This is a genomic window from Enterobacter cloacae complex sp. BZL2005, from assembly GCF_049238885.1.
Classification (GTDB): Bacteria; Pseudomonadota; Gammaproteobacteria; order Enterobacterales; family Enterobacteriaceae; genus Enterobacter; species Enterobacter roggenkampii.
Genome location: NZ_JBMKGI010000001.1, coordinates 340,084 through 360,637, shown reverse-complemented (window position 1 = coordinate 360,637; position 20,554 = coordinate 340,084). Strand labels below are relative to the sequence as shown.

17 protein-coding genes are annotated in these 20,554 nt (G+C 56.9%); 9 read left to right on the top strand and 8 right to left on the bottom strand.

Annotated elements, in window-relative coordinates; all coding sequences use genetic code 11:
- Positions 1 to 34: 34 nt before the first annotated feature.
- A complete protein-coding gene (gene pepN / locus ACOTXI_RS01900; RefSeq protein ID WP_058654656.1) occupies positions 35 to 2,647 on the top strand; it encodes an aminopeptidase N in 2,613 nt (870 codons plus the stop codon).
- Positions 2,648 to 2,696: 49 nt separating this feature from the next.
- On the opposite strand, the gene ssuB is transcribed toward pepN, so the two are convergent.
- The 5 genes from ssuB to ssuE are packed head-to-tail and all read right to left on the bottom strand — an operon-like array spanning position 2,697 to position 6,937.
- Positions 2,697 to 3,467 (bottom strand): aliphatic sulfonates ABC transporter ATP-binding protein, encoded by a 771-nt coding sequence (ssuB, locus tag ACOTXI_RS01895; protein WP_058654655.1) that lies wholly within the window; start codon positions 3,465 to 3,467, stop codon positions 2,697 to 2,699.
- The gene (gene ssuC, locus ACOTXI_RS01890) at positions 3,464 to 4,255 is read right to left on the bottom strand and encodes an aliphatic sulfonate ABC transporter permease SsuC (protein WP_058654654.1); all 792 of its coding nucleotides are present in this window, start codon (positions 4,253 to 4,255) and stop codon (positions 3,464 to 3,466) included. The genes ssuB and ssuC overlap by 4 nt, the downstream gene beginning before the upstream one ends.
- Before the next feature lie 9 nt (positions 4,256 to 4,264).
- A complete protein-coding gene (ssuD, locus tag ACOTXI_RS01885; protein WP_058654653.1) occupies positions 4,265 to 5,410 on the bottom strand; it encodes an FMNH2-dependent alkanesulfonate monooxygenase in 1,146 nt (381 codons plus the stop codon).
- Entirely contained in the window at positions 5,407 to 6,369 is a 963-nt protein-coding gene (locus ACOTXI_RS01880; protein ID WP_021240863.1) for a sulfonate ABC transporter substrate-binding protein, read from the bottom strand. Before ACOTXI_RS01880 ends, ssuD begins: the two co-directional genes overlap by 4 nt.
- Positions 6,362 to 6,937, bottom strand: a complete 576-nt coding sequence (gene ssuE / locus ACOTXI_RS01875) for an NADPH-dependent FMN reductase (RefSeq protein ID WP_421633855.1) — start codon at positions 6,935 to 6,937, stop codon at positions 6,362 to 6,364. Before ssuE ends, ACOTXI_RS01880 begins: the two co-directional genes overlap by 8 nt.
- A 248-nt stretch (positions 6,938 to 7,185) precedes the next feature.
- Here ssuE and pyrD point away from each other — a divergent pair, with 248 nt between their 5' ends.
- Positions 7,186 to 8,196: a quinone-dependent dihydroorotate dehydrogenase gene (pyrD, locus tag ACOTXI_RS01870; RefSeq protein WP_021240862.1), complete on the top strand. Its 1,011-nt coding sequence runs from the start codon at positions 7,186 to 7,188 to the stop codon at positions 8,194 to 8,196.
- A 166-nt stretch (positions 8,197 to 8,362) separates the two neighbouring features.
- Positions 8,363 to 8,905: a cell division protein ZapC gene (gene zapC, locus ACOTXI_RS01865; RefSeq protein ID WP_021240861.1), complete on the top strand. Its 543-nt coding sequence runs from the start codon at positions 8,363 to 8,365 to the stop codon at positions 8,903 to 8,905.
- Here the strand turns inward: zapC and ACOTXI_RS01860 are convergent.
- Positions 8,902 to 10,011, bottom strand: coding sequence for a YcbX family protein (locus ACOTXI_RS01860; protein WP_058654651.1), 1,110 nt, complete (start codon positions 10,009 to 10,011; stop codon positions 8,902 to 8,904). The genes zapC and ACOTXI_RS01860 overlap by 4 nt on opposite strands.
- A gap of 98 nt (positions 10,012 to 10,109) precedes the next feature.
- Between ACOTXI_RS01860 and rlmKL the strand changes: the two genes are divergently transcribed.
- The 6 genes from rlmKL (at position 10,110) to rmf (ending at position 18,037) form a co-directional block, all read left to right on the top strand.
- Positions 10,110 to 12,218, top strand: a complete 2,109-nt coding sequence (gene rlmKL, locus ACOTXI_RS01855; RefSeq protein WP_008499936.1) for a bifunctional 23S rRNA (guanine(2069)-N(7))-methyltransferase RlmK/23S rRNA (guanine(2445)-N(2))-methyltransferase RlmL — start codon at positions 10,110 to 10,112, stop codon at positions 12,216 to 12,218.
- Between the two features lie 12 nt (positions 12,219 to 12,230).
- Positions 12,231 to 14,138, top strand: coding sequence for an ABC transporter ATP-binding protein (locus ACOTXI_RS01850; protein WP_008499935.1), 1,908 nt, complete (start codon positions 12,231 to 12,233; stop codon positions 14,136 to 14,138).
- A 13-nt stretch (positions 14,139 to 14,151) separates the two neighbouring features.
- The gene (gene pqiA, locus ACOTXI_RS01845) at positions 14,152 to 15,405 is read left to right on the top strand and encodes a membrane integrity-associated transporter subunit PqiA (protein ID WP_008499934.1); all 1,254 of its coding nucleotides are present in this window, start codon (positions 14,152 to 14,154) and stop codon (positions 15,403 to 15,405) included.
- 4 nt (positions 15,406 to 15,409) lie between these two features.
- Complete coding sequence (gene pqiB, locus ACOTXI_RS01840; protein ID WP_008499933.1) at positions 15,410 to 17,050, top strand: intermembrane transport protein PqiB; 1,641 nt, start codon at positions 15,410 to 15,412, stop codon at positions 17,048 to 17,050.
- A complete protein-coding gene (pqiC, locus tag ACOTXI_RS01835; protein ID WP_008499932.1) occupies positions 17,047 to 17,613 on the top strand; it encodes a membrane integrity-associated transporter subunit PqiC in 567 nt (188 codons plus the stop codon). The genes pqiB and pqiC overlap by 4 nt, the downstream gene beginning before the upstream one ends.
- Positions 17,614 to 17,869: 256 nt before the next feature.
- Positions 17,870 to 18,037 carry a ribosome modulation factor gene (rmf, locus tag ACOTXI_RS01830; RefSeq protein WP_013097261.1) on the top strand — a complete coding sequence of 56 codons (168 nt, stop codon included), beginning with the start codon at positions 17,870 to 17,872 and terminating at the stop codon, positions 18,035 to 18,037.
- Positions 18,038 to 18,107: 70 nt separating this feature from the next.
- Here the strand turns inward: rmf and fabA are convergent, their stop codons facing one another.
- Together fabA and ACOTXI_RS01820 are read right to left on the bottom strand one after the other, a co-directional pair.
- Positions 18,108 to 18,626 (bottom strand): 3-hydroxyacyl-[acyl-carrier-protein] dehydratase FabA, encoded by a 519-nt coding sequence (fabA, locus tag ACOTXI_RS01825; RefSeq protein ID WP_008499931.1) that lies wholly within the window; start codon positions 18,624 to 18,626, stop codon positions 18,108 to 18,110.
- A gap of 68 nt (positions 18,627 to 18,694) precedes the next feature.
- Positions 18,695 to 20,455 carry an AAA family ATPase gene (locus ACOTXI_RS01820; RefSeq protein WP_103786788.1) on the bottom strand — a complete coding sequence of 587 codons (1,761 nt, stop codon included), beginning with the start codon at positions 20,453 to 20,455 and terminating at the stop codon, positions 18,695 to 18,697.
- Positions 20,456 to 20,554 lie beyond the last annotated feature (99 nt).

The following is a 20,554-nucleotide window of genomic DNA, read 5'->3' as shown; positions in this document are numbered from 1 at the left end:
AACGTTACTCGACAAACGATGCATAAGGTTTTCTATGACACAACAGCCACAAGCCAAATACCGCCACGACTACCGTGCGCCGGATTATCTGATTAGCGAAATCGATCTGACTTTTGACCTGGATGCCACTAAAACCGTTGTCACGGCGGTGAGTCAGGTGACGCGCCACAGCGCAACTGCTGTGCCGCTGCGTCTGGATGGCGAAGACCTGACGCTGGTCTCCCTGCATATTAATGATGAAGCCTGGTCAGACTATAAAGAAGAAAACAACCAGCTGGTCATCGACAACCTGCCGGAACAGTTTACGCTGCGCATCGTGAATGAAATCAGCCCGGCCGCCAACACCGCGCTGGAAGGGCTTTACCAGTCAGGCGTGGCGCTGTGTACCCAGTGTGAAGCGGAAGGGTTCCGCCACATTACCTGGTATCTCGACCGCCCGGACGTCCTCGCGCGCTTCACCACCAAAATCATCGCCGATAAAACCCTGTATCCCTTCCTGCTCTCCAACGGCAACCGCGTAGGCGAAGGCGAGCTGGAGAATGGCCGTCACTGGGTTCAGTGGCAGGATCCGTTCCCGAAACCGTGCTACCTGTTTGCGCTGGTGGCGGGGGACTTCGACGTGCTGCGCGATACCTTCAAAACGCGCTCAGGCCGCGAAGTGGCGCTGGAGCTGTTTGTTGACCGTGGTAACCTGGACCGCGCGCCGTGGGCGATGACCTCGCTCATCAACTCCATGAAGTGGGACGAAGAGCGCTTTGGCTTCGAATATGACCTCGACATCTATATGATCGTTGCCGTTGATTTCTTCAACATGGGCGCAATGGAGAACAAAGGCCTGAACGTCTTTAACTCCAAATACGTGCTGGCGCGCACCGATACCGCCACCGATAAAGATTATCTCGATATCGAACGCGTCATCGGCCACGAATATTTCCACAACTGGACCGGTAACCGCGTCACCTGCCGCGACTGGTTCCAGCTGAGCCTGAAAGAGGGCCTGACCGTCTTCCGTGACCAGGAGTTCAGCTCCGATCTGGGGTCACGCGCGGTGAACCGCATCAATAATGTGCGTACCATGCGCGGCCTGCAGTTTGCGGAAGATGCCAGCCCAATGGCGCACCCGATCCGTCCGGATAAAGTCATCGAAATGAACAACTTCTACACCCTGACGGTGTATGAGAAAGGCGCTGAAATTATCCGCATGATCCACACCCTGCTGGGTGAAGAGAACTTCCAGAAAGGGATGCAGCTTTACTTCGAGCGTCATGACGGCAGCGCGGCCACCTGCGACGATTTTGTGCAGGCGATGGAAGATGCTTCTAATGTCGATCTTTCCCACTTCCGCCGCTGGTACAGCCAGGCCGGTACGCCAGTTGTTACCGTCAAAGACGACTACAATCCGGAAACCGAGCAGTACACGCTGACCATCAGCCAGCGCACGCCGCCGACGGCAGAGCAGGAAGAGAAATACCCGCTGCATATTCCGTTCAGCATTGAGCTGTACGATAACGAGGGCAAAGTCATTCCATTGCAGAAGGGCGGCCACCCGGTACACCACGTGCTGAACGTGACCCAGGCCGAGCAGACCTTTATCTTCGATAACGTCTACTTCCAGCCGGTGCCTGCGCTGCTGTGTGAGTTCTCCGCGCCGGTGAAGCTGGAGTACAAGTGGAGCGATCAGCAGCTGACGTTCCTGATGCGTCACGCCCGCAACGACTTCTCCCGCTGGGATGCGGCGCAAAGCCTGCTGGCGACCTACATCAAGATCAACGTAAACCGTCACCAGCAGGGTCAGCCGCTGTCGCTGCCTGTTCACGTGGCTGACGCGTTCCGCGCGATCCTGCTGGATGAGAAGATTGACCCGGCGCTGGCCGCTGAAATTCTGACCCTGCCGTCAGCAACGGAAATCGCGGAGTTGTTCGAGATTATCGATCCGATCGCGATCGTGGCGGTGCGTGAAGCGCTGACCCGTACGCTGGCTGCTGAACTGGCGGACGAGTTCCTCGCCATTTATAACGCCAACAAGCTTGACGCTTATCGCGTTGAGCACGCGGACATTGGTAAACGTTCTCTGCGTAACACCTGCCTGCGCTATCTGGCGTTTGGTGAAACTGAGCTGGCGAACACCCAGGTGAGCAAGCAGTATCACGAGGCGGATAACATGACCGACGCGCTGGCCGCGCTGGGCGCAAGCGTTGCCGCCGAACTGCCGTGCCGCGATGCGCTGATGCAGGAGTATGACGACAAGTGGCATCAGGATGGTCTGGTAATGGATAAGTGGTTCATCCTGCAGGCGACCAGCCCGGCGGCCGATGCGCTCAGCAAGGTGCGCAGCCTGCTGAAGCATCGTTCCTTTACCCTGAGCAACCCAAACCGCGTACGCTCGCTGATTGGCGCGTTTGCCAGCAGCAACCCGGCCGCATTCCACGCCGAAGACGGCAGCGGTTATCAGTTCATGGTGGAAATGCTGATCGAGCTGAACAGCCGTAACCCGCAGGTGGCGTCGCGTCTGATAGAGCCGCTAATCCGTCTGAAACGCTACGATGAGAAGCGTCAGGCGAAGATGCGTGCCGCGCTTGAGCAGCTGAAAGGGCTGGAAAACCTGTCTGGCGATCTGTACGAGAAGATTGCTAAAGCGTTAGCGTAATAAAAGTTTACCCTCCCTCTCCCTGTGGGAGAGGGCCGGGGGTGAGGCATCAGGCATTAGCCTTAGCTCGCTGTAACTCCGTGCTCCCGCGTTTCATCACCCGATCCAGCACTTCTGCCTCCAGCTCCGCCAGTCTTGCCGAGCCCACGCGACGAGGCCGTGGAAGATCCACCGTCAAATCCAGACCGATTTTTCCTTCCTCTATTAACAGCACCCGGTCGGCCATTGCGACGGCTTCGCTCACGTCATGCGTCACCAGCAGTACCGTAAAGCCGTGCGTCTGCCAGAGGGAACCAATCAAATCCTGCATTTCGATTCGCGTCAGGGCGTCGAGCGCGCCCAGTGGTTCATCGAGCAAGAGCAGGCCCGGACGGTGAATCAACGCCCGCGCCAGCGCCACGCGCTGCTTCTGCCCACCCGAGAGTGCGGCAGGCCATTCATCGGCGCGATTTTCCAGCCCAACGGCGGCCAGCGCCTGGCGGGCTTCATCCCGCCAGTTACCCTTAAGACCGAGCCCGACATTGTCGATAACCGATTTCCACGGCAGCAGGCGTGCATCCTGGAACATCATGCGGGTATCGCCCTGAATATTCGAAAGCGGCGTCGTTCCTGCCAGAATGTCGCCGCCGTTGGGGGCTTCCAGTCCGGCCAGCAGCCGTAGCAGCGTACTTTTGCCGCCGCCGCTGCGCCCGACTACGGCCACAAACTGTCCGGCGGGAATATGCAGATCCAGCCCGTTAAGAATAGTGTTATCGCCGTAGCGTTTGGTGACACCGTTCAGCAGTAACGGGGTCCCCTGATTCAGTCGTGCAGTATTCATGCTTCCGCCTCCTGAAGGGTATAGGCCGGATTCCAGCGCAGCCAGCTGCGCTCCAGCCACTGGGCGCTGACGTCGGCGAGTTTGCCGAGCAGGGCATAAAGGATAATGGCTACTACCACCACGTCCGTTTGCAGGAATTCGCGGGCGTTCATCGCCAGATAACCAATCCCGGAGTTAGCTGAGATGGTTTCCGCCACAATCAGCGTCAGCCACATCAGGCCGAGCGCGAAACGCACCCCGACCATAATGGAGGGCAGGGCGCCCGGCAGAATCACGTGAACAAAGAGGGAAAAACCCGATAAGCCGTAGCTGCGCGCCATCTCCACCAGACCACGATCGATATTGCGGATGCCGTGCCAGGTGTTGATGTAAATCGGGAACAGCGTGCCCAGCGCCACGAGGAAGATCTTGGCGCTCTCATCAATCCCAAACCACAGAATGACCAGCGGGATCAGCGCCAGATGCGGCACGTTGCGCAGCATCTGGATGGAGGTATCCAGCAGCCGCTCGCCCCAGCGTGAAAGGTCGCTCACCAGACCCAGAACCAGCCCGATACTGCCGCCGATGGAAAACCCGATCGCGGCGCGCCAGGAGCTGATCGCCAGATGCTGCCACAGCTCTCCGCTGACGCTCAGCGACCAGAACGCTTCTACAACGCCCTCCGGAGAGGGCAGAATGCGGCTCGACAGCCAGCCGGTGGACGATGCGAGCTGCCAGAGCGCTACAATGCCGACGGGTAAAAACCACGGCGCGGCGCGCAGCAGCCATTTTTGTGAGGTGGCAGACATGGTCCCTCCTTAGCTCTGTGCGGCTTTGCGTGGAATAAATTCGTTTGCCACGGCTTCGCCCTGCAGCTGGAGCGGCTGCGGCTGCGGAACCTCCGGAATGGCGACATCAAGATGCGGGAACAACAGCTCGCCGACCTTGTACGCCTCTTCCAGGTGCGGATAACCGGAGAGAATAAAGCTGTCGATACCCAGTTCGGCGTATTCATTGATGCGCGCGGCCACGGTCGGGCCGTCGCCGACCAGCGCCGTACCCGCACCGCCGCGCACCAGACCGACGCCCGCCCACAGGTTCGGGCTGATCTCCAGATTCTCGCGCTTGCCGTTGTGCAGGGACGCCATCCGGTGCTGCCCGACGGAGTCGGTTTTGGCAAACGCGGCCTGCGCTTTGGCGATGGTCTCATCGTCCAGATGAGAAATCAGACGGTCCGCCGCCCGCCAGGCCTCATCATTGGTTTCACGCACAATCACGTGCAGGCGAATACCGAAGCGCACCTTGCGGCCATGGGCGGCCGCTTTCGCGCGGACCTGAGCGATTTTTTCTTTCACCAGCTCAGGCGGTTCGCCCCAGGTCAGATAGAGGTCGACCTGCTCCGCCGCCAGATCCTGGGCTACATCCGACGACCCGCCAAAATAGAGCGGCGGGCGCGGCTGCTGCACCGGCGGGAAGTAGAGCTTCGCGTCGCGAACGTGAATATGCTTGCCTTCAAAGGTGACGGTTTCCCCTTCCAGCAGGCGTCGCCAGACGCGGGTGAACTCGGCGGAGGCCTCATAGCGTTCGGTATGGTCGAGGAACACGCCGTCGCCCGCCAGCTCCTGTGGATCGCTGCCCGTCACCAGGTTAAACAGGGCGCGGCCGTTGGACAGCCTGTCCAGCGTGGCCGCCTGACGTGTCGCCACGGTAGGGGAGACGACGCTCGGGCGTAACGCGACAAGGAACTTCAGACGCTGGGTGACCGGGATCATCGACGCGGCGACCAGCCAGGCATCTTCACATGATCGTCCGGTCGGGATCAGCACCCCGGTGAAACCGATTCGGTCCGCCGCCTGTGCAATCTGCTGCAGGTAGCCATGGTCAACCGGGCGTGAACCCTCTTCTGTACCAAGATAGTGTCCATCACCGTGGGTGGGTAAAAACCAGAAAAGATTCAGACTCATGATTTAGCTCCTTCTTTGCCTGCGGGTTGCCAGATGCGTTCGCGAATAGTGACCTGTTTTGGAACCAGGCGGTTTTGATAGAAGAGGTCAGCCGTTTGTTGCTGAAGTGCGGCGACGTGTGCGTCCACCGGCGTAATGGTGGTCGGCGGACGGTGGTTGAGATAGCTCGCGATCACCGGCTCAGGTAAGCCCATGGTTTTCGCCAGCAGGGCAATGCTCTCCTGACGCTGGCTCTGAGTCAGGGCATCGGCCTGGGTAAAGGTATCCAGCACGCCCTGAATAAATGCGCCGTTCTTTTCCGCATAAGGGCGCGCGGCCAGATAGAACGAGCCGGTCTGCTTCAGCGTGGTACCGTCTTTCAGCACGCGAACGCCACCCTGCAGCAATGCGGCGGAGTAGTACGGGTCCCAGATGGCCCAGGCATCAACGTTCTTCTGCTGGAACGCGGCGCGCGCGTCGGCAGGCGTCAGGTAGACGGGCTGAATGTCGGTGAACTTAAGCCCGGCCTCTTGCAGAGCGCGTAGCAAAAGGTTGTGTGAGCTGGAACCTTTCTGGAAAGCGACCTTATGGCCTTTAAGATCGGCGACGCTTTTAATGTCGCTGTTTTCAGGCACCAGAATGACTTCGGCCTTAGGCTTTGGCGGCTCAACGCCAACGTAGAGGAGGTCCGCTCCCGCGGCCTGGGCGAATATAGGTGGGATATCGCCCGTGCTGCCGAGATCGATACTGCCCACGTTCAGGGCCTCCAGCATCTGCGGGCCGGCCGGGAACTCCACCCAGGAGAATTTGGTGTCCGGGAAGCGTTTTTCCAGAAGCTGGTGGCTTTTTGCCAGCACCATGCTGACGCTGCCTTTCTGATACCCGATACGTAAACTTTCCGGAGCCGTTTCTGCGGCATGGGCCAGCGAGGTAAGCGCCATCAAACCTGCCAGTCCGATGCGGGTTAACGTTTTAAACATGTGCGACTCCTTGAGGCTGACCAAACGCCGGGGCCTGGATATCCCGGCGAAGCAGGGCATGCCAGAACGTTTCCAGAGCATTATCGAGGCGGGTTTGCAGGTTAGGCGTAAAGTGGGGTTTGTGTTGATAGTCTATGACCTGTGAGTCATCGGCGAAAACGCCGTGGAGGATCTCCTGCGCTTTCAACGCGTTCAGCACCGGCTTCAGGGCATAATCCACGGTCAGTAAATGGGCAACCGTACCGCCCGTTGCCAGCGGCAGCACCACCTTGCCGTCCAGCGCGCGTTCCGGAAGCAGATCGAGCAGGGTTTTCAGGGCCCCGGAAAAGGAGGCCTTATAGATGGGCGTTGCTACGATCAGGCCGTCCGCGCCGTTAAGTTGCTCAATGAGGGTTTTCAGCGCGGGGCTGTCGAAACGGGCGTAGAGCAAATCTTCAGGTTCGAAGTTATGCAGGTTCCAGTGGCACACTTCCACATCCAGAGCATTCAGTTTTTCACGGGCATATTCCAGCAGGGCGCTGGAGCGCGACGGGAATCGTGGACTTCCGGCCAGGGTAATGACGCGCATACTTCCTCCTTATAACTAATTGTTTGCTTTTATCTAACATTCATAACAATTTTAAGGAGTGTGACACCGCGCGTTTATTCCACTAAATGATTTATCTGCAATTAAAATGCGAAAAAGTGCATAAGAAATAGACGGGGAGGTAAACGATTGCGTTTTACGCGGGTTTTTTGCCGCAGGTCAATTCCCTTTCTCGCCGGGATCGCCCATAATCCCCTCCCGGTTTGCACACCGGGAATCCAGGAGAGTTCATGTACTACCCCTTCGTTCGTAAAGCCCTTTTCCAGCTCGACCCTGAGCGCGCTCATGAATTGACATTCCAGCAATTACGTCGTATTACCGGAACGCCTCTGGCCGCGCTGGTGCGCCAGCATGTGCCGGTAAAACCTGTGCAGTGCATGGGGCTGACTTTTAAAAATCCGCTGGGTCTGGCGGCCGGTCTGGACAAAAATGGCGAGTGCATTGATGCCCTGGGCGCGATGGGCTTTGGCTCCATTGAAATCGGTACCGTCACCCCGCGCCCGCAGCCGGGAAATGACAAACCGCGCCTGTTCCGACTGGTGGAAGCCGAAGGGCTGATCAACCGCATGGGCTTCAACAACCACGGTGTTGATCACCTGGTCGAGAACGTAAAAAAAGCCCACTTTGACGGAATACTGGGCATCAATATCGGCAAAAATAAAGACACGCCGGTCGAGCAGGGTAAAGATGACTATCTGATTTGTATGGAAAAAGTCTACGCCTATGCCGGTTATATTGCGGTGAATATTTCCTCACCCAATACCCCGGGCCTGCGATCCTTACAATATGGTGAAGCGCTGGACGATCTTCTGAGTGCCATTAAAAATAAGCAAAATGAACTCCAGGCGATCCACCACAAATATGTTCCGGTCGCGGTTAAGATCGCCCCGGATCTTTCTGCCGAAGAATTGATCCAGGTTGCCGACAGTTTGGTTCGCCATAATATTGATGGTGTAATTGCGACCAATACCACGCTCGATCGTTCCCTCGTGCAGGGAATGAAAAACTGTGACGAAGCGGGTGGGTTAAGTGGCCGTCCGGTGCAATTAAAAAGCACCGAAATTATTCGCGCCCTGTCTGCGGAATTAAATGGCCGCCTGCCGATTATTGGCGTCGGCGGCATTGACTCCGTGATTGCTGCGCGTGAGAAGATGGCGGCGGGTGCGTCACTGGTGCAAATCTATTCCGGCTTTATTTTTAAAGGACCGCCGCTGATTAAAGAAATCGTTACGCATATCTAATCTTTTCTCGTAATCAGACAACCGGGGCTTTATTTCCAGCCCTGGTTGTTTTATATTCCGTCACTGTTGCTTATTTAGACATTATAGTCTTTTATTAATGGTGTTATAAACGAAGCGGCAAACAGGACATTTTTAGTACAGGACGTTTCGGGGACGGGAGAGAAACATGCGAATTAAACCTGACGATAACTGGCGCTGGTATTTTTGCGACGAGCATGACCGAATGATGCTCGACTTAGCCAATGGCATGTTGTTTCGCTCTCGTTTTGCCCGCCGAATGTTAACCCCGGACGCTTTTTCCCCGTCAGGCTTTTGCGTTGATGACGCTGCGCTTTATTTCTCCTTTGAGGAAAAATGTCGCGATCTGATGCTCTCGAAAGAGCAGCGCGCCGAGCTGGTATTAAATGCGCTGGTGGCTATCCGTTTCCTGAAGCCGCAAATGCCAAAGAGCTGGCATTTCCTGCCGCACGGCATGAACTGGACCCCGGCAACGGGCGATGCGGCCAGCGTCAACCTGAGCGATACCGCAGAAGAGGTGAGCCTGCTGGTGGTGGAGCCAGGCGAAAATGCCGCGCTCTGCCTGCTGGCCCAGCCTGGCGTGACGATTGCCGGGCGGACGATGCAGCTCGGGGATGCCATTAAGGTCATGAACGACAGGCTGAAGCCCCAGCTTCGCGTGGATGCCTTCAGCCTCGAGCAGGCGGTTTAAGCGTCCAGCTGTACGGACGTTTTCGGTACGCAGCTACAGCACAGAATTGTGCCGTCATTTCCAATTGCCGACTTTTTCAACGCACTCACTTCGCCATCCACCAGTCTGATACGACAGCATCCGCAAATGCCCGCGCGGCAGGAATAGGGTATGCGGACCCCCGCTTGTTCCAGCTGCTCAAGCAGTACCTGCTGGTTGTTACCCCGGATGACGTTGCCCCGCCAGTGAATATCTACCGCAGAGGCGACGTTCGTCTCAACGTCGACAAACTCCTCCTCCTGACCCGAGCCGTACACTCTCGCTGGCCCACGGGCAAGAATTTCGACCTCATCGCCGACGCGGATCGCGCCGCTGGAGCGTGGGATCAGGTTCTGGCCGAAATCGACATCGCCATTATCCCGCGCGGTGCGGAATGATTGCAGGGTTTTCAACGGTTCGCCGGAAGGATGCTTCTGACCTTTCTCCGGGCTCACCGTGGTGAAAATGCAGCGGCTGCAGGGCTTCACCACGTCAAAAATGACGCTGCCAATGCGGATCACTTTCCAGGTATCTTCGTCCCAGGCCTCGGCACCCGTCACCACCAGGTTCGGACGGAACTGTTCCATCTGAACGCTGGCTTTGCAGCGGCCTTGTAAATCACGCAGCGAGGCTTCGTTCGTCAGCAGGAACGGGAAGCCATCGGCGAAGGAGAGGGGAACGGCGTCGTGTCGCTTCACGCGACGCGTCAGTTCAGGCCCAACCCACCGCATCTGCACGTCGCGGGAGAAGAAGCCGCTTAACCAGCGGTTAATTTCATCCGGGGCGATGCGCGCGGTAAAGTGGTTCCCCCACACTTCCGTTGGCGCATCGACGGGCGCAAAATCAGCAAAGCGAATCACCGCGCTGGAACCGTCCGGCGCGGTAAGATGCAAACCGTCGTGAAGCGGGGAAGGGGTAAAGCGAACCATCTGAGGGAACTGGCGTGCGGTAATAAAGGTACCGTCAGGCTCGGTGACCATAAAAATTCGATCGAAGGCGAATCCGCTCATGTCGGCCAGCGCGTGAGAGACGCCGATGCCGCGCATGGATTTCACCGGATGAATAAAAAGCCTGGATAACGTCGCCACTGCACACTCCCTCGAATGAAAATAAGCCTTCAACTTTATGACATACACGCCATATTAGCTATAATGCGCGACAATTTTCTAAGAGTAAAAGTGACGATATGAATTCTCTGTTTGCCAGTACGGCCCGTGGGCTGGAAGAGCTGTTAAAAACTGAACTGGAAAGCCTGGGCGCACAAGAGTGTCAGGTGGTTCAGGGTGGTGTCCATTTTGAGGGCGACACGCGGCTTATTTACCAGAGCCTGATGTGGAGCCGCCTGGCGTCGCGCATCATGCTGCCGATGAAGGAGTGCAAGGTTTATAGCGACCTTGACCTCTACACCGGCGTACAGATGATCGACTGGACAGAGATCTTCACCCCGAATGCCACCTTTGCGGTCCATTTCAACGGCGTGAACGACGAGATCCGCAACAGCCAGTACGGTGCCCTGCGCGTAAAAGACGCCATTGTGGACTGCTTTACGCGTAAAAATAAGGAACGTCCGAACGTCGATCGTGAAAACCCGGATCTGCGTATTAACGTCTGGCTGAACGGCGACACGGCGAGTATCTCTCTCGATCTGAGCGGCGCGGGCCTGCACCTGCGCGGCTACCGCGATCGTACCGGCATGGCACCCATCAAAGAGACCCTGGCGGCCGCCATTGTGATGCGCTCCGGCTGGCAGCCAGGCACGCCGCTGCTCGACCCGATGTGCGGTTCCGGTACCCTGCTGATTGAAGCGGCCATGCTGGCCACCGACCGCGCGCCGGGGCTGCATCGCGGTCACTGGGGCTTCAAAGGCTGGGCGCAGCACGATGAAGCACTCTGGAAAGAGGTCAAAGACGATGCGCAGACCCGCGCGCGTAAAGGCCTGGCGGAGTACACCTCCCACTTCTACGGCTCCGATAGCGACCCTCGCGTCATTGAGCGCGCGCGCAGCAACGCCCGCCGTGCCGGTATTGGCGAGCTGGTCACCTTCGAAGTGAAAGACGTGGCAAACCTGACCAACCCGCTGCCAAAAGGCCCGTACGGTACGGTGATCAGCAACCCGCCATACGGCGAACGTCTCGACAGCGAACCGGCGTTGATTGCCCTGCACAGCCTGCTGGGCCGCAACATGAAGGACCACTTCGGCGGCTGGAACCTGTCTCTGTTCAGCGCCTCGCCGGAACTGCTGAGCTGCCTGCAGCTGCGTGCCGACCGCCAGTTTAAGGCGAAAAACGGCCCGCTGGACTGCGTGCAGAAAAACTACCATCTGGCGGAGAAGGCGGCCGACAGCAAGCCGTCCGGCGTGGCGGAAGATTACGCTAACCGTCTGCGCAAGAACCTGAAGAAATTTGAGAAGTGGGCGAAGCAGGAGGGCATTGAATGCTACCGCCTGTATGATGCCGACCTGCCGGAGTACAACGTGGCGGTTGACCGCTACGCGGATTGGGTGGTGATTCAGGAATATGCGCCGCCGAAAACCATTGATGCGCAAAAAGCGCGTCAGCGCATGCTGGACGTTATTGCCGCCACCATCGCCGTGCTGGGTATTGCGCCAAACAAGCTGGTGCTGAAAACCCGCGAGCGTCAGAAAGGGAAAAATCAGTACCAGAAGATGGGCGAGAAGGGCGACTTTATCGAAGTGGGCGAATATAACGCCCGTCTGTGGGTCAACCTGACCGACTATCTGGATACCGGCCTGTTCCTCGACCACCGTATCGCCCGCCGCATGCTGGGTCAGATGAGCAAGGGCAAGGACTTCCTGAATCTCTTCTCCTATACCGGCAGCGCCAGCGTGCATGCGGGTCTGGGCGGCGCGCGCAGCACCACCACGGTGGATATGTCCCGCACCTATCTGGAGTGGGCGGAGCGAAACCTGCGTCTTAACGGCTTAACCGGGCGTCAGCATCGTCTGATGCAGGCTGACGTGCTGGGCTGGCTGCGCGACACCGACGAGCAGTTTGACCTGATCTTTATCGATCCGCCGACCTTCTCCAACTCCAAGCGCATGGAAGATAGCTTTGACGTTCAACGCGATCACCTGCGCCTGATGACCGACCTGAAGCGCCTGCTGCGTAAAGGCGGCACCATTATGTTCTCGAACAACAAACGCGGCTTCCGTATGGATCATGACGGCTTAGCAGCCCTGGGACTGAAAGCACAAGAAATCAGCCAAAAAACGCTGTCTCAGGACTTTGCCCGTAACCGTCAAATCCATAACTGCTGGTTGATTACCGCGGTCTGAAAGGAAAAATAAATGTCTTTAATTAGTATGCACGGCGCGTGGCTCTCTTTCAGCGACTCACCGCTTCTCGACAATGCAGAGCTGCACATCGAAGATAACGAGCGCGTCTGTCTGGTGGGCCGTAACGGCGCGGGTAAATCCACGCTGATGAAAATCCTTAACCGCGAACAGGGCCTGGATGACGGGCGCATTGTTTACGAGCAGGATCTGATTGTCTCCCGCCTGCAGCAGGATCCACCGCGTCACGTGACCGGCAGCGTGTACGATTTCGTGGCGGAAGGGATCTCCGAGCAGGCTGAATACCTGAAGCGCTATCACGAGATTTCGCATCTGGTGATGACCGATCCGAGCGACAAAAACCTCAACGAGCTGGCAAAAGTGCAGGAGATGCTCGATCACCACGGTCTGTGGCAGCTTGAAAACCGCATTAATGAAGTGCTGGCGCAGCTCGGGCTGGAACCCGACATGGAGCTGTCGGCGCTCTCCGGCGGCTGGCTGCGTAAAGCGGCCCTGGGTCGTGCGCTGGTCAGCGGGCCGAAGGTGCTGCTGCTGGACGAACCGACGAACCACCTGGATATTGAGGCGATCGACTGGCTGGAAGGCTTCCTGAAAACCTTCAGCGGCACCATCATCTTTATCTCGCACGACCGTTCGTTTATTCGCAATATGGCGACGCGCATTGTCGATCTCGACCGCGGCAAGCTGGTGACCTATCCCGGCGATTACGATACGTATCTGCTGGAAAAAGAAGAAAACCTGCGCGTGGAAGAGCTGCAGAATGCGGAGTTTGACCGCAAGCTGGCGCAGGAAGAAGTCTGGATCCGCCAGGGCATCAAAGCCCGCCGTACCCGTAACGAAGGCCGCGTGCGCGCCCTGAAGGCGATGCGTCGCGAGCGCAGCGAACGCCGTGAAGTGATGGGCAGCGCCAAAATGCAGGTGGAAGAGGCGTCCCGTTCCGGCAAGATTGTCTTTGAAATGGAAAACGTTAACTATCAGGTTGACGGTAAAGTGCTGGTGAAAGACTTCTCGGCACAGGTTCAGCGCGGCGACAAAATTGCGCTCATCGGCCCGAACGGCTGCGGTAAAACCACGCTGCTGAAACTGATGCTCGGCCAGCTGCAGGCCGATAGCGGCCGCATTCACTGCGGGACCAAGCTGGAGGTCGCCTACTTCGACCAGCACCGCGCGGAGCTGGATCCGGACCGTACGGTGATGGACAACCTCGCCGAAGGCAAGCAGGAAGTGATGGTGAACGGCAAGCCGCGCCACGTGCTGGGCTACCTGCAGGACTTTCTGTTCCATCCGAAGCGTGCCATGACGCCGGTGCGCGCGCTGTCAGGCGGTGAGCGCAACCGTCTTCTGCTGGCGCGCCTGTTCCTGAAGCCAAGCAACCTGCTGATCCTCGATGAACCGACCAACGATCTGGATGTCGAAACGCTGGAACTGCTGGAAGAGCTGATTGACGGTTATCAGGGTACCGTGATGCTGGTCAGCCACGATCGTCAGTTCGTTGACAACACCGTGACCGAGTGCTGGATCTTCGAAGGTGAAGGGCGAATTGGTCAATATGTCGGCGGTTATCACGATGCAAAAGGGCAGCAGGCACAGTCGCTGGCGACGAAGCAGTCAAAGTCCAAAATAAGTTCTGAACCTGCTGTAACAAAAGCAGAAACTGTCAAGAAAACCTCGGCTAAACTAAGCTATAACCTGCAGCGCGAACTGGAGGGGCTACCGCAGCGTCTTGAAGAGCTGGAGGCTGCGCTTGAGGATCTGCAAAAACAGGTTGCTGATGCGTCATTCTTTACCCAATCGCATGACTATACTCAGAAAGTATTGGCTGAAATGTCCGCGGCTGAAAAAGCCCTGGAAGACGCCTTTGAGCGCTGGGAGTACCTTGAGTCTCTGAAAAACGGCGCATAAACAGGGATAACATATGTGTGACCAGCACCATGCCGACAGGCATATTTTATGCTCGCAATGCGATATGCTCGTGGCGTTGCCAGAGCTTGGTCACGGACATAAAGCCCTGTGTCCACGCTGTGGCGCGACGTTGACAACCGAGTGGGACGCGCCGCGGCAGCGTCCCACTGCTTACGCGCTGGCAGCACTATTCATGCTGCTGCTCTCTAATCTCTTCCCCTTCATCTATATGAAGGTGGGGGGGATCACCAGTCAGGTGGATCTGCTTGAAATCCCGGGCGTGATGTTCTCGGAAGATTACGCCAGCCTGGGGACCTTCTTTCTCCTGTTTGTCCAGATAGTCCCGGCTTTTTGCCTGGTCGTCATCCTTTTGCTGGTGAACCGCGTCAGGATGCCGGCACCGCTGAAAATCCGACTTGCGCGTATTCTGTTTCAGCTCAAAAGCTGGGGGATGGCGGAGATCTTTCTGGCGGGGATCCTGGTCAGTTTCGTGAAGCTGATGGCGTACGGCGACGTGGGGATTGGCAGCAGCTTTATTCCCTGGTGTCTGTACTGCGTCCTGCAGCTGCGCGCTTTCCAGTGCGTGGACAGACGCTGGGCGTGGGATGATATCGCCCCGGCACCGACGCTTGCGCAGACGGTGAAGGTCGGCGTGCCCGGCATTCGCCAGGGGCTTCGCTCGTGCCCGTGCTGTACCGCCGTGCTGCCCGCCGATCTCGACGTTTGTCCGCGCTGCGAAACGAAAGGGCACGTGCGCCGTAAAAATAGCCTGCAGTGGACGATGGCGCTGCTGGTCACGTCCGTCATGCTGTATCTGCCAGCCAATATTCTGCCAATCATGATCACCGATTTGCTCGGCGACAAAATGCCCTCGACGATCCTGGCCGGGGTGATACTGCTCTGGGGCGAAGGTTCCTATCCGGTCGCTGGCGTCATCTTTATCGCCAGTATTATGGTGCCCACCTTAAAAATGATCGCCATCGCCTGGCTCTGTTGGGATGCGAAAGGTCATGGGAAACGCGACAGCGAACGCATGCACCTGATTTATGAAGTGGTCGAGTTTGTCGGACGCTGGTCAATGATTGACGTGTTTGTCATCGCCGTTCTCTCTGCGCTGGTGCGGATGGGCGGTTTGATGAGTATTTATCCTGCGATGGGGGCTTTAATGTTTGCACTGGTCGTGATCATGACCATGTTTGCGGCCATGACCTTCGACCCTCGTTTATCGTGGGATCGTGAGCCTGAATCAAGCCATGAGGAAGAGTAAGAGCATGGAAAATAAGAGTGGAGAGGCGAAAGTGCAGAAGGTCAAAAACTGGTCTCCGGTGTGGATTTTTCCCATCGTGACTGCGCTGATCGGTGCCTGGATCCTGTTTTATCATTACAGCCATCAGGGGCCGGAAGTGACGCTGATAACCACCAATGCCGAGGGGATTGAGGGCGGTAAAACGACCATCAAAAGCCGTAGCGTGGATGTGGGCGTGGTGGAAAGCGCAACCCTGACCGACGATTTAACCCATGTGGAGATTAAGGCGCGCCTGAATGCCGGCATGGAAAAACTGCTGCACGGCGATTCCGTTTTCTGGGTCGTTAAGCCGCAGGTGGGGCGTGAAGGGATCAGCGGCCTGGGGACGCTGCTCTCGGGTGCCTACATTGAGCTGCAGCCGGGCGCTAAGGGTAACCAGCCGGCCCAGTACCAGCTTCTGGATTCACCGCCGCTTGCACCGCCTGATGCCAAGGGCATCCGCGTGATCCTCGATAGCAAAAAAGCGGGTCAGCTCACGGCGGGCGACCCGGTTCTGTTCCGCGGCTACCGCGTCGGGTCGGTTGAGAAAAGCACGTTTGATCCACAGAAACGCGCGATCAGCTATCAGCTCTTCATTAATGCGCCAAACGATCGCCTGGTCACCAGCAACGTCCGCTTCTGGAAAGACAGCGGGATCGCGGTAGATCTGACTTCGGCAGGCATGCGCGTTGAAATGGGTTCGCTGACCACGCTGTTTGGTGGCGGCGTGAGCTTTGACGTGCCGGAGGGCCTGGATTTAGGGCAGCCGGTCGCAGAGAACACCGCTTTCCGTCTCTTTGACGATCAAAAAAGCATTCAGGATGCGCTCTATACCGATCACGTTGACTTCCTGATGTTCTTTAAAGACTCCGTTCGCGGCCTGCAGCCGGGGGCGCCTGTTGAGTTCCGCGGCATTCGTCTCGGTACGGTTGGGCAAGTGCCGTTCTTCGTTCCGGGCCTTCAGCAGGTGCTGGATGATGATTACCGCATTCCGGTACTGATCCGCATTGAACCAGAGCGTCTGCTTAATCAGATTGGTGAAAATCAGGATATCGCGACTCATATCACCCAGCTGATGGAACGCGGTCTGCGCGGGTCGCTGAAAACCGGTAACCTGGTAACCGGTGCGCTGTATGTGGATATGGACTTCTACCCGAAAGCACCGCCGATTACCGGTATCCGTGAATTCGGTGGCTACAAGATCATCCCAACCGTAAGCAGCGGTCTGGCGCAGATCCAGCAGCGTCTGATGGAGACGCTGGATAAGATCAACAATCTGCCACTGAATCCGATGATTGAAGCGGCAACAAACTCGCTGAGCGAAAGCCAGGCAACGATGCGCCGTCTGCAAACCACGTTGGATAACATCAACAAGATTACGGCGAGCCAGAGCATGCAGCAGCTGCCGCAGGATATGCAGAAAACGCTGCGTGAGCTGAACCGCAGTATGCAGGGCTTCCAGCCGGGATCAGCGGCCTATAACAAGATGGTGGCAGATATGCAGCGTCTTGATCAGGTCCTGCGTGAACTGCAGCCGGTGCTAAAAACGCTCAACGAGAAGAGCAATGCACTGGTGTTCGAAGCGAAAGATAAAAAGGATCCTGAGCCGAAGAGGGCAAAAGAATGAAAAAATGGCTATTGATGGTTGGCGCTCTGCTGTTAACGGCATGCAGTTCAGGGGGAGATAATAAAAGCTATTATCAGCTGCCTGTGGCAACCCACAGCGGTGGGCAAAGCACGGCGAGCCAGGGGAACCGCCAGCTGTGGGTTGAGCAGGTCGCCGTGCCGGATTATCTGGCAGGAAACGGCGTGGTCTATCAGACCAGCGACGTGAAATACGTGATTGCGACCAACAACCTGTGGGCCAGCCCGCTGGATCAGCAGCTACGCAACACGCTGGTGGCTAACCTGGGCAGTCAGCTTCCGGGGTGGGTAGTCGCGTCGCAGCCGCTGGGTAACGATCAGGATACGCTGAACGTCACCGTAACGGGCTTCCACGGCCGTTATGACGGTGCAGTGGTCATCAGCGGGGAGTGGTTGCTGAACCATCAGGGGCAGCTGATTAAGCGTCCTTTCCATCTGGAGCTGAAGCAGCAGAAAGATGGCTATGACGAAATGGTGAAAGTCCTGGCTCAGGGATGGGCGCAGGAGTCGGCCAGTATCGCGAGAGAGATTTCCCGGCTGCCATAAGTAAAATTCATCATCAGAAACCGCAATCGGTCTGTCGCTGATTGCGGTTTTTTTTTCGTTTTCAACTCAGGTTGTTACTTGTGCCACGTCACAATTTTTGTACAAATGAATTTCCAGCTAGCTCACAAATATGACACCCGTATGAATTTTGAACATTGACGATGCGACTAATTCGGGGTATTCGTTATCTGTGCCTGTGCAGATAGTGCAGACACTGTTTTCTTTCCACCAGACAAAAGAATGAGGGAAACGAGGCATGAAGAGACAGAAACGAGATCGCCTGGAACGGGCTCATCAACGTGGTTATCAGGCCGGCATCGCTGGACGTTCTAAAGAAATGTGTCCTTATCAGACGATAAATCAAAGGTCACAATGGCTTGGAGGCTGGCGAGAAGCCATCGGCGACAGGGCACTCATAGCCTGATAACGTCTCTTTCAAAAAAGAAACCTCCGCATTGCGGAGGTTTCGCCTTTCTGGAGGTGCGAAAGCACGATCAGAACGCGGACGTGTCCTGGAACAGGCCAACCTTCAGGTCGCTTGCGCTATAGATCAGACGACCGTCTACCAGCACTTCGCCATCTGCCAGGCCCATAATCAGGCGGCGGTTAACGATGCGCTTGAAGTGAATACGATAGGTCACTTTCTTCGCCGTAGGCAGAACCTGGCCGGTGAATTTTACTTCGCCCACGCCCAGCGCGCGGCCTTTACCTTCACCACCCAGCCAGCCCAGATAGAAGCCAACCAGCTGCCACATTGCATCCAGACCCAGACAGCCAGGCATTACCGGATCGCCAATAAAGTGGCAGCCGAAGAACCACAGGTCCGGGTTGATATCGAGTTCTGCTTCTACGTAACCCTTATCGAAGTTGCCGCCGGTTTCGGTCATTTTCACGACACGGTCCATCATCAGCATGTTCGGGGCCGGTAACTGTGGGCCTTTCGCGCCAAACAGTTCACCGCGACCAGAGGCAAGAAGATCTTCTTTTGTATAGGATTCGCGTTTATCTACCATGTTCTCAGTAAGCCTTATTTTAGTGAAGGACGCAGGATAGCTAACACGTGTACGCTGAACAAGTCCGATCAGTTCGAACTAAACCAGCCCAGCCAGCGTAACGGCCATGGATAACGGTGACGAGCATCCTGCTGTGTTGCCTGAGCAATGCGCTCCTGGATAGTCTGCATCAGGGTGGTTTGCCCTTCGCCATCCCATACCAGGTTTGTCAGTAAGGGTAGTGCATCCTCAATCCCTTCGATGGCCCAGATAGCGAACTGCTCTTGTTCAACCGCATCCAGAATCTCCTGGCTGAGGCTTAAATGGCGTGCGTTGGGAGCCGGAATAATCACACCCTGCTTGCCGTTTAAACCGCGCTGCTGACAGATAGAGAAGAAGCCTTCAATTTTTTCGATGAGGCCACCCACAGGCTGCGCACGACCGAATTGATCCACCGAACCGGTGATCGCGATGTTCTGATTGATGGGCACTTCCGCCAGGGCGCTGATTAAGGCACACAGTTCAGCCATAGAGGCGCTATCGCCATCCACTTCGCTGTAGGACTGCTCAAACGTCAGCGAGGCGGAGAAGGGGATCTGCTGCTCAAGCTGCAGTTCAGACATCAAAAACGCCTGCATGATCATCATGCCTTTGGCGTGAATGTTTCCGCCCAGCTCGGCTTTGCGTTCGATGTCGGTAAACTCGCCATCGCCAATATGCACAACGCAGCTGATACGGGACGGCTCCCCGAACGCGCGCGGATGGCCAGGAAATTCAATCACCGACAGGGCGTTAATCTGCCCGACGCGTTCGCCTTCGGTTTCCACCAGAATTTGTTCCAGCAGAATTTCATCCTGCATGCGGTCAGCAAGATAGCCTTCCCGCCACTCTCGTTGAGCCAGCATCTGGGTGAGTTGTTCTCCGGTGAACGCACCGTTACCGCTAATCACACCCACTTCACGCAGCTGCTTGCCGATCCAGAGCGGGCAGAGTGGCAGCGTTTCCTGGTCACCGGTATAGCGCACCGCTTCGCGGATCAGGCCTGGCCACGCGTCAGCCGCAGGCGTTGGCAGCGCAAAACGTTCGGCAACGGCCATCACCCACTGACACCACTGCGCCATATCGTCGGCATCGGCAATCTGGATATTGTCTTCGTATTCGCTATATACCGCCTGCTCAGCCAGTTCAGGCTCCATTTCCTGGAAGTCTGCCAGCGATTCACGGTCGCCCGTCAGCACGACGGTTAATGACAGCGGCATAGACGGAACCGAGACAGGCAGAGGACGAGACTCATCGTAGCCGACCCAGTCGAAACGCTGCTGATGCACGATGGTTTTCAGACGCATCCACAGCAGCGGCTGCGAGAGCAGGGTACGCAGCGAGATGATCAGGACACCGCCATTTGCGCGATGTACCAGCCCAGGCTGCAGCGAAAGCTCGCCGTTAAACTGGCGCAGACAACCAAAGAGTTGTTCAGCCTCGACCCAGTTCGCGGTAATCACCTCGCCCTTAGCGGCAAAAAGGCCGTCGGCCTGCGCCGCCGGTTCGAAAGTAACATCATGTCCAGCGATACGATACTGGCCGCCAAAAACGGCGTTCGCTTCCGGCTTTAGCTGACGCACGGCATCCCCGAACAACGTCAGGTATTCCGCTTCTTCCGGGGCTTTGAGCAGCATGAAAGGCGCAGTTGCCCAGGGGCTTAATACCTGCTCCAGCGCATAATGCAAACGGGGCTGCGTATCGCTAAGGATGAATTCGTGTTCTTTTGCGAGATCTGGCTGTGCAAACAGTTCCTGATAACTTTCGGTATCCGGAACAAGGTCACGCCATGCAAGTTTCGTAATGGTCAAAGTTGATGTTTTTTAGTCAGATGTAAAAGCGTGGAGTATACCGTAAGCGGGGGGCTGTACCCAAGCAGGATTGGGGATTTCGACAGGGTGATTAGCTGC

Bases quoted from the DNA above. Each gene is read 5' to 3' on its own strand.
- pyrD (WP_021240862.1), top strand. From the start codon at position 7,186: ATGTACTACCCCTTCGTTCGTAAAGCCCTTTTCCAGCTCGACCCTGAG.
- rmf (WP_013097261.1), top strand. From the start codon at position 17,870: ATGAAGAGACAGAAACGAGATCGCCTGGAACGGGCTCATCAACGTGGT.
- pepN (WP_058654656.1), top strand. From the start codon at position 35: ATGACACAACAGCCACAAGCCAAATACCGCCACGACTACCGTGCGCCG.
- pqiA (WP_008499934.1), top strand. From the start codon at position 14,152: ATGTGTGACCAGCACCATGCCGACAGGCATATTTTATGCTCGCAATGC.
- ACOTXI_RS01880 (WP_021240863.1), bottom strand. From the start codon at position 6,369: ATGTTTAAAACGTTAACCCGCATCGGACTGGCAGGTTTGATGGCGCTT.
- rlmKL (WP_008499936.1), top strand. From the start codon at position 10,110: ATGAATTCTCTGTTTGCCAGTACGGCCCGTGGGCTGGAAGAGCTGTTA.
- fabA (WP_008499931.1), bottom strand. From the start codon at position 18,626: ATGGTAGATAAACGCGAATCCTATACAAAAGAAGATCTTCTTGCCTCT.
- ssuC (WP_058654654.1), bottom strand. From the start codon at position 4,255: ATGTCTGCCACCTCACAAAAATGGCTGCTGCGCGCCGCGCCGTGGTTT.
- ssuE (WP_421633855.1), bottom strand. From the start codon at position 6,937: ATGCGCGTCATTACCCTGGCCGGAAGTCCACGATTCCCGTCGCGCTCC.
- ACOTXI_RS01850 (WP_008499935.1), top strand. From the start codon at position 12,231: ATGTCTTTAATTAGTATGCACGGCGCGTGGCTCTCTTTCAGCGACTCA.
- pqiB (WP_008499933.1), top strand. From the start codon at position 15,410: ATGGAAAATAAGAGTGGAGAGGCGAAAGTGCAGAAGGTCAAAAACTGG.
- zapC (WP_021240861.1), top strand. From the start codon at position 8,363: ATGCGAATTAAACCTGACGATAACTGGCGCTGGTATTTTTGCGACGAG.
- ssuB (WP_058654655.1), bottom strand. From the start codon at position 3,467: ATGAATACTGCACGACTGAATCAGGGGACCCCGTTACTGCTGAACGGT.
- ssuD (WP_058654653.1), bottom strand. From the start codon at position 5,410: ATGAGTCTGAATCTTTTCTGGTTTTTACCCACCCACGGTGATGGACAC.
- pqiC (WP_008499932.1), top strand. From the start codon at position 17,047: ATGAAAAAATGGCTATTGATGGTTGGCGCTCTGCTGTTAACGGCATGC.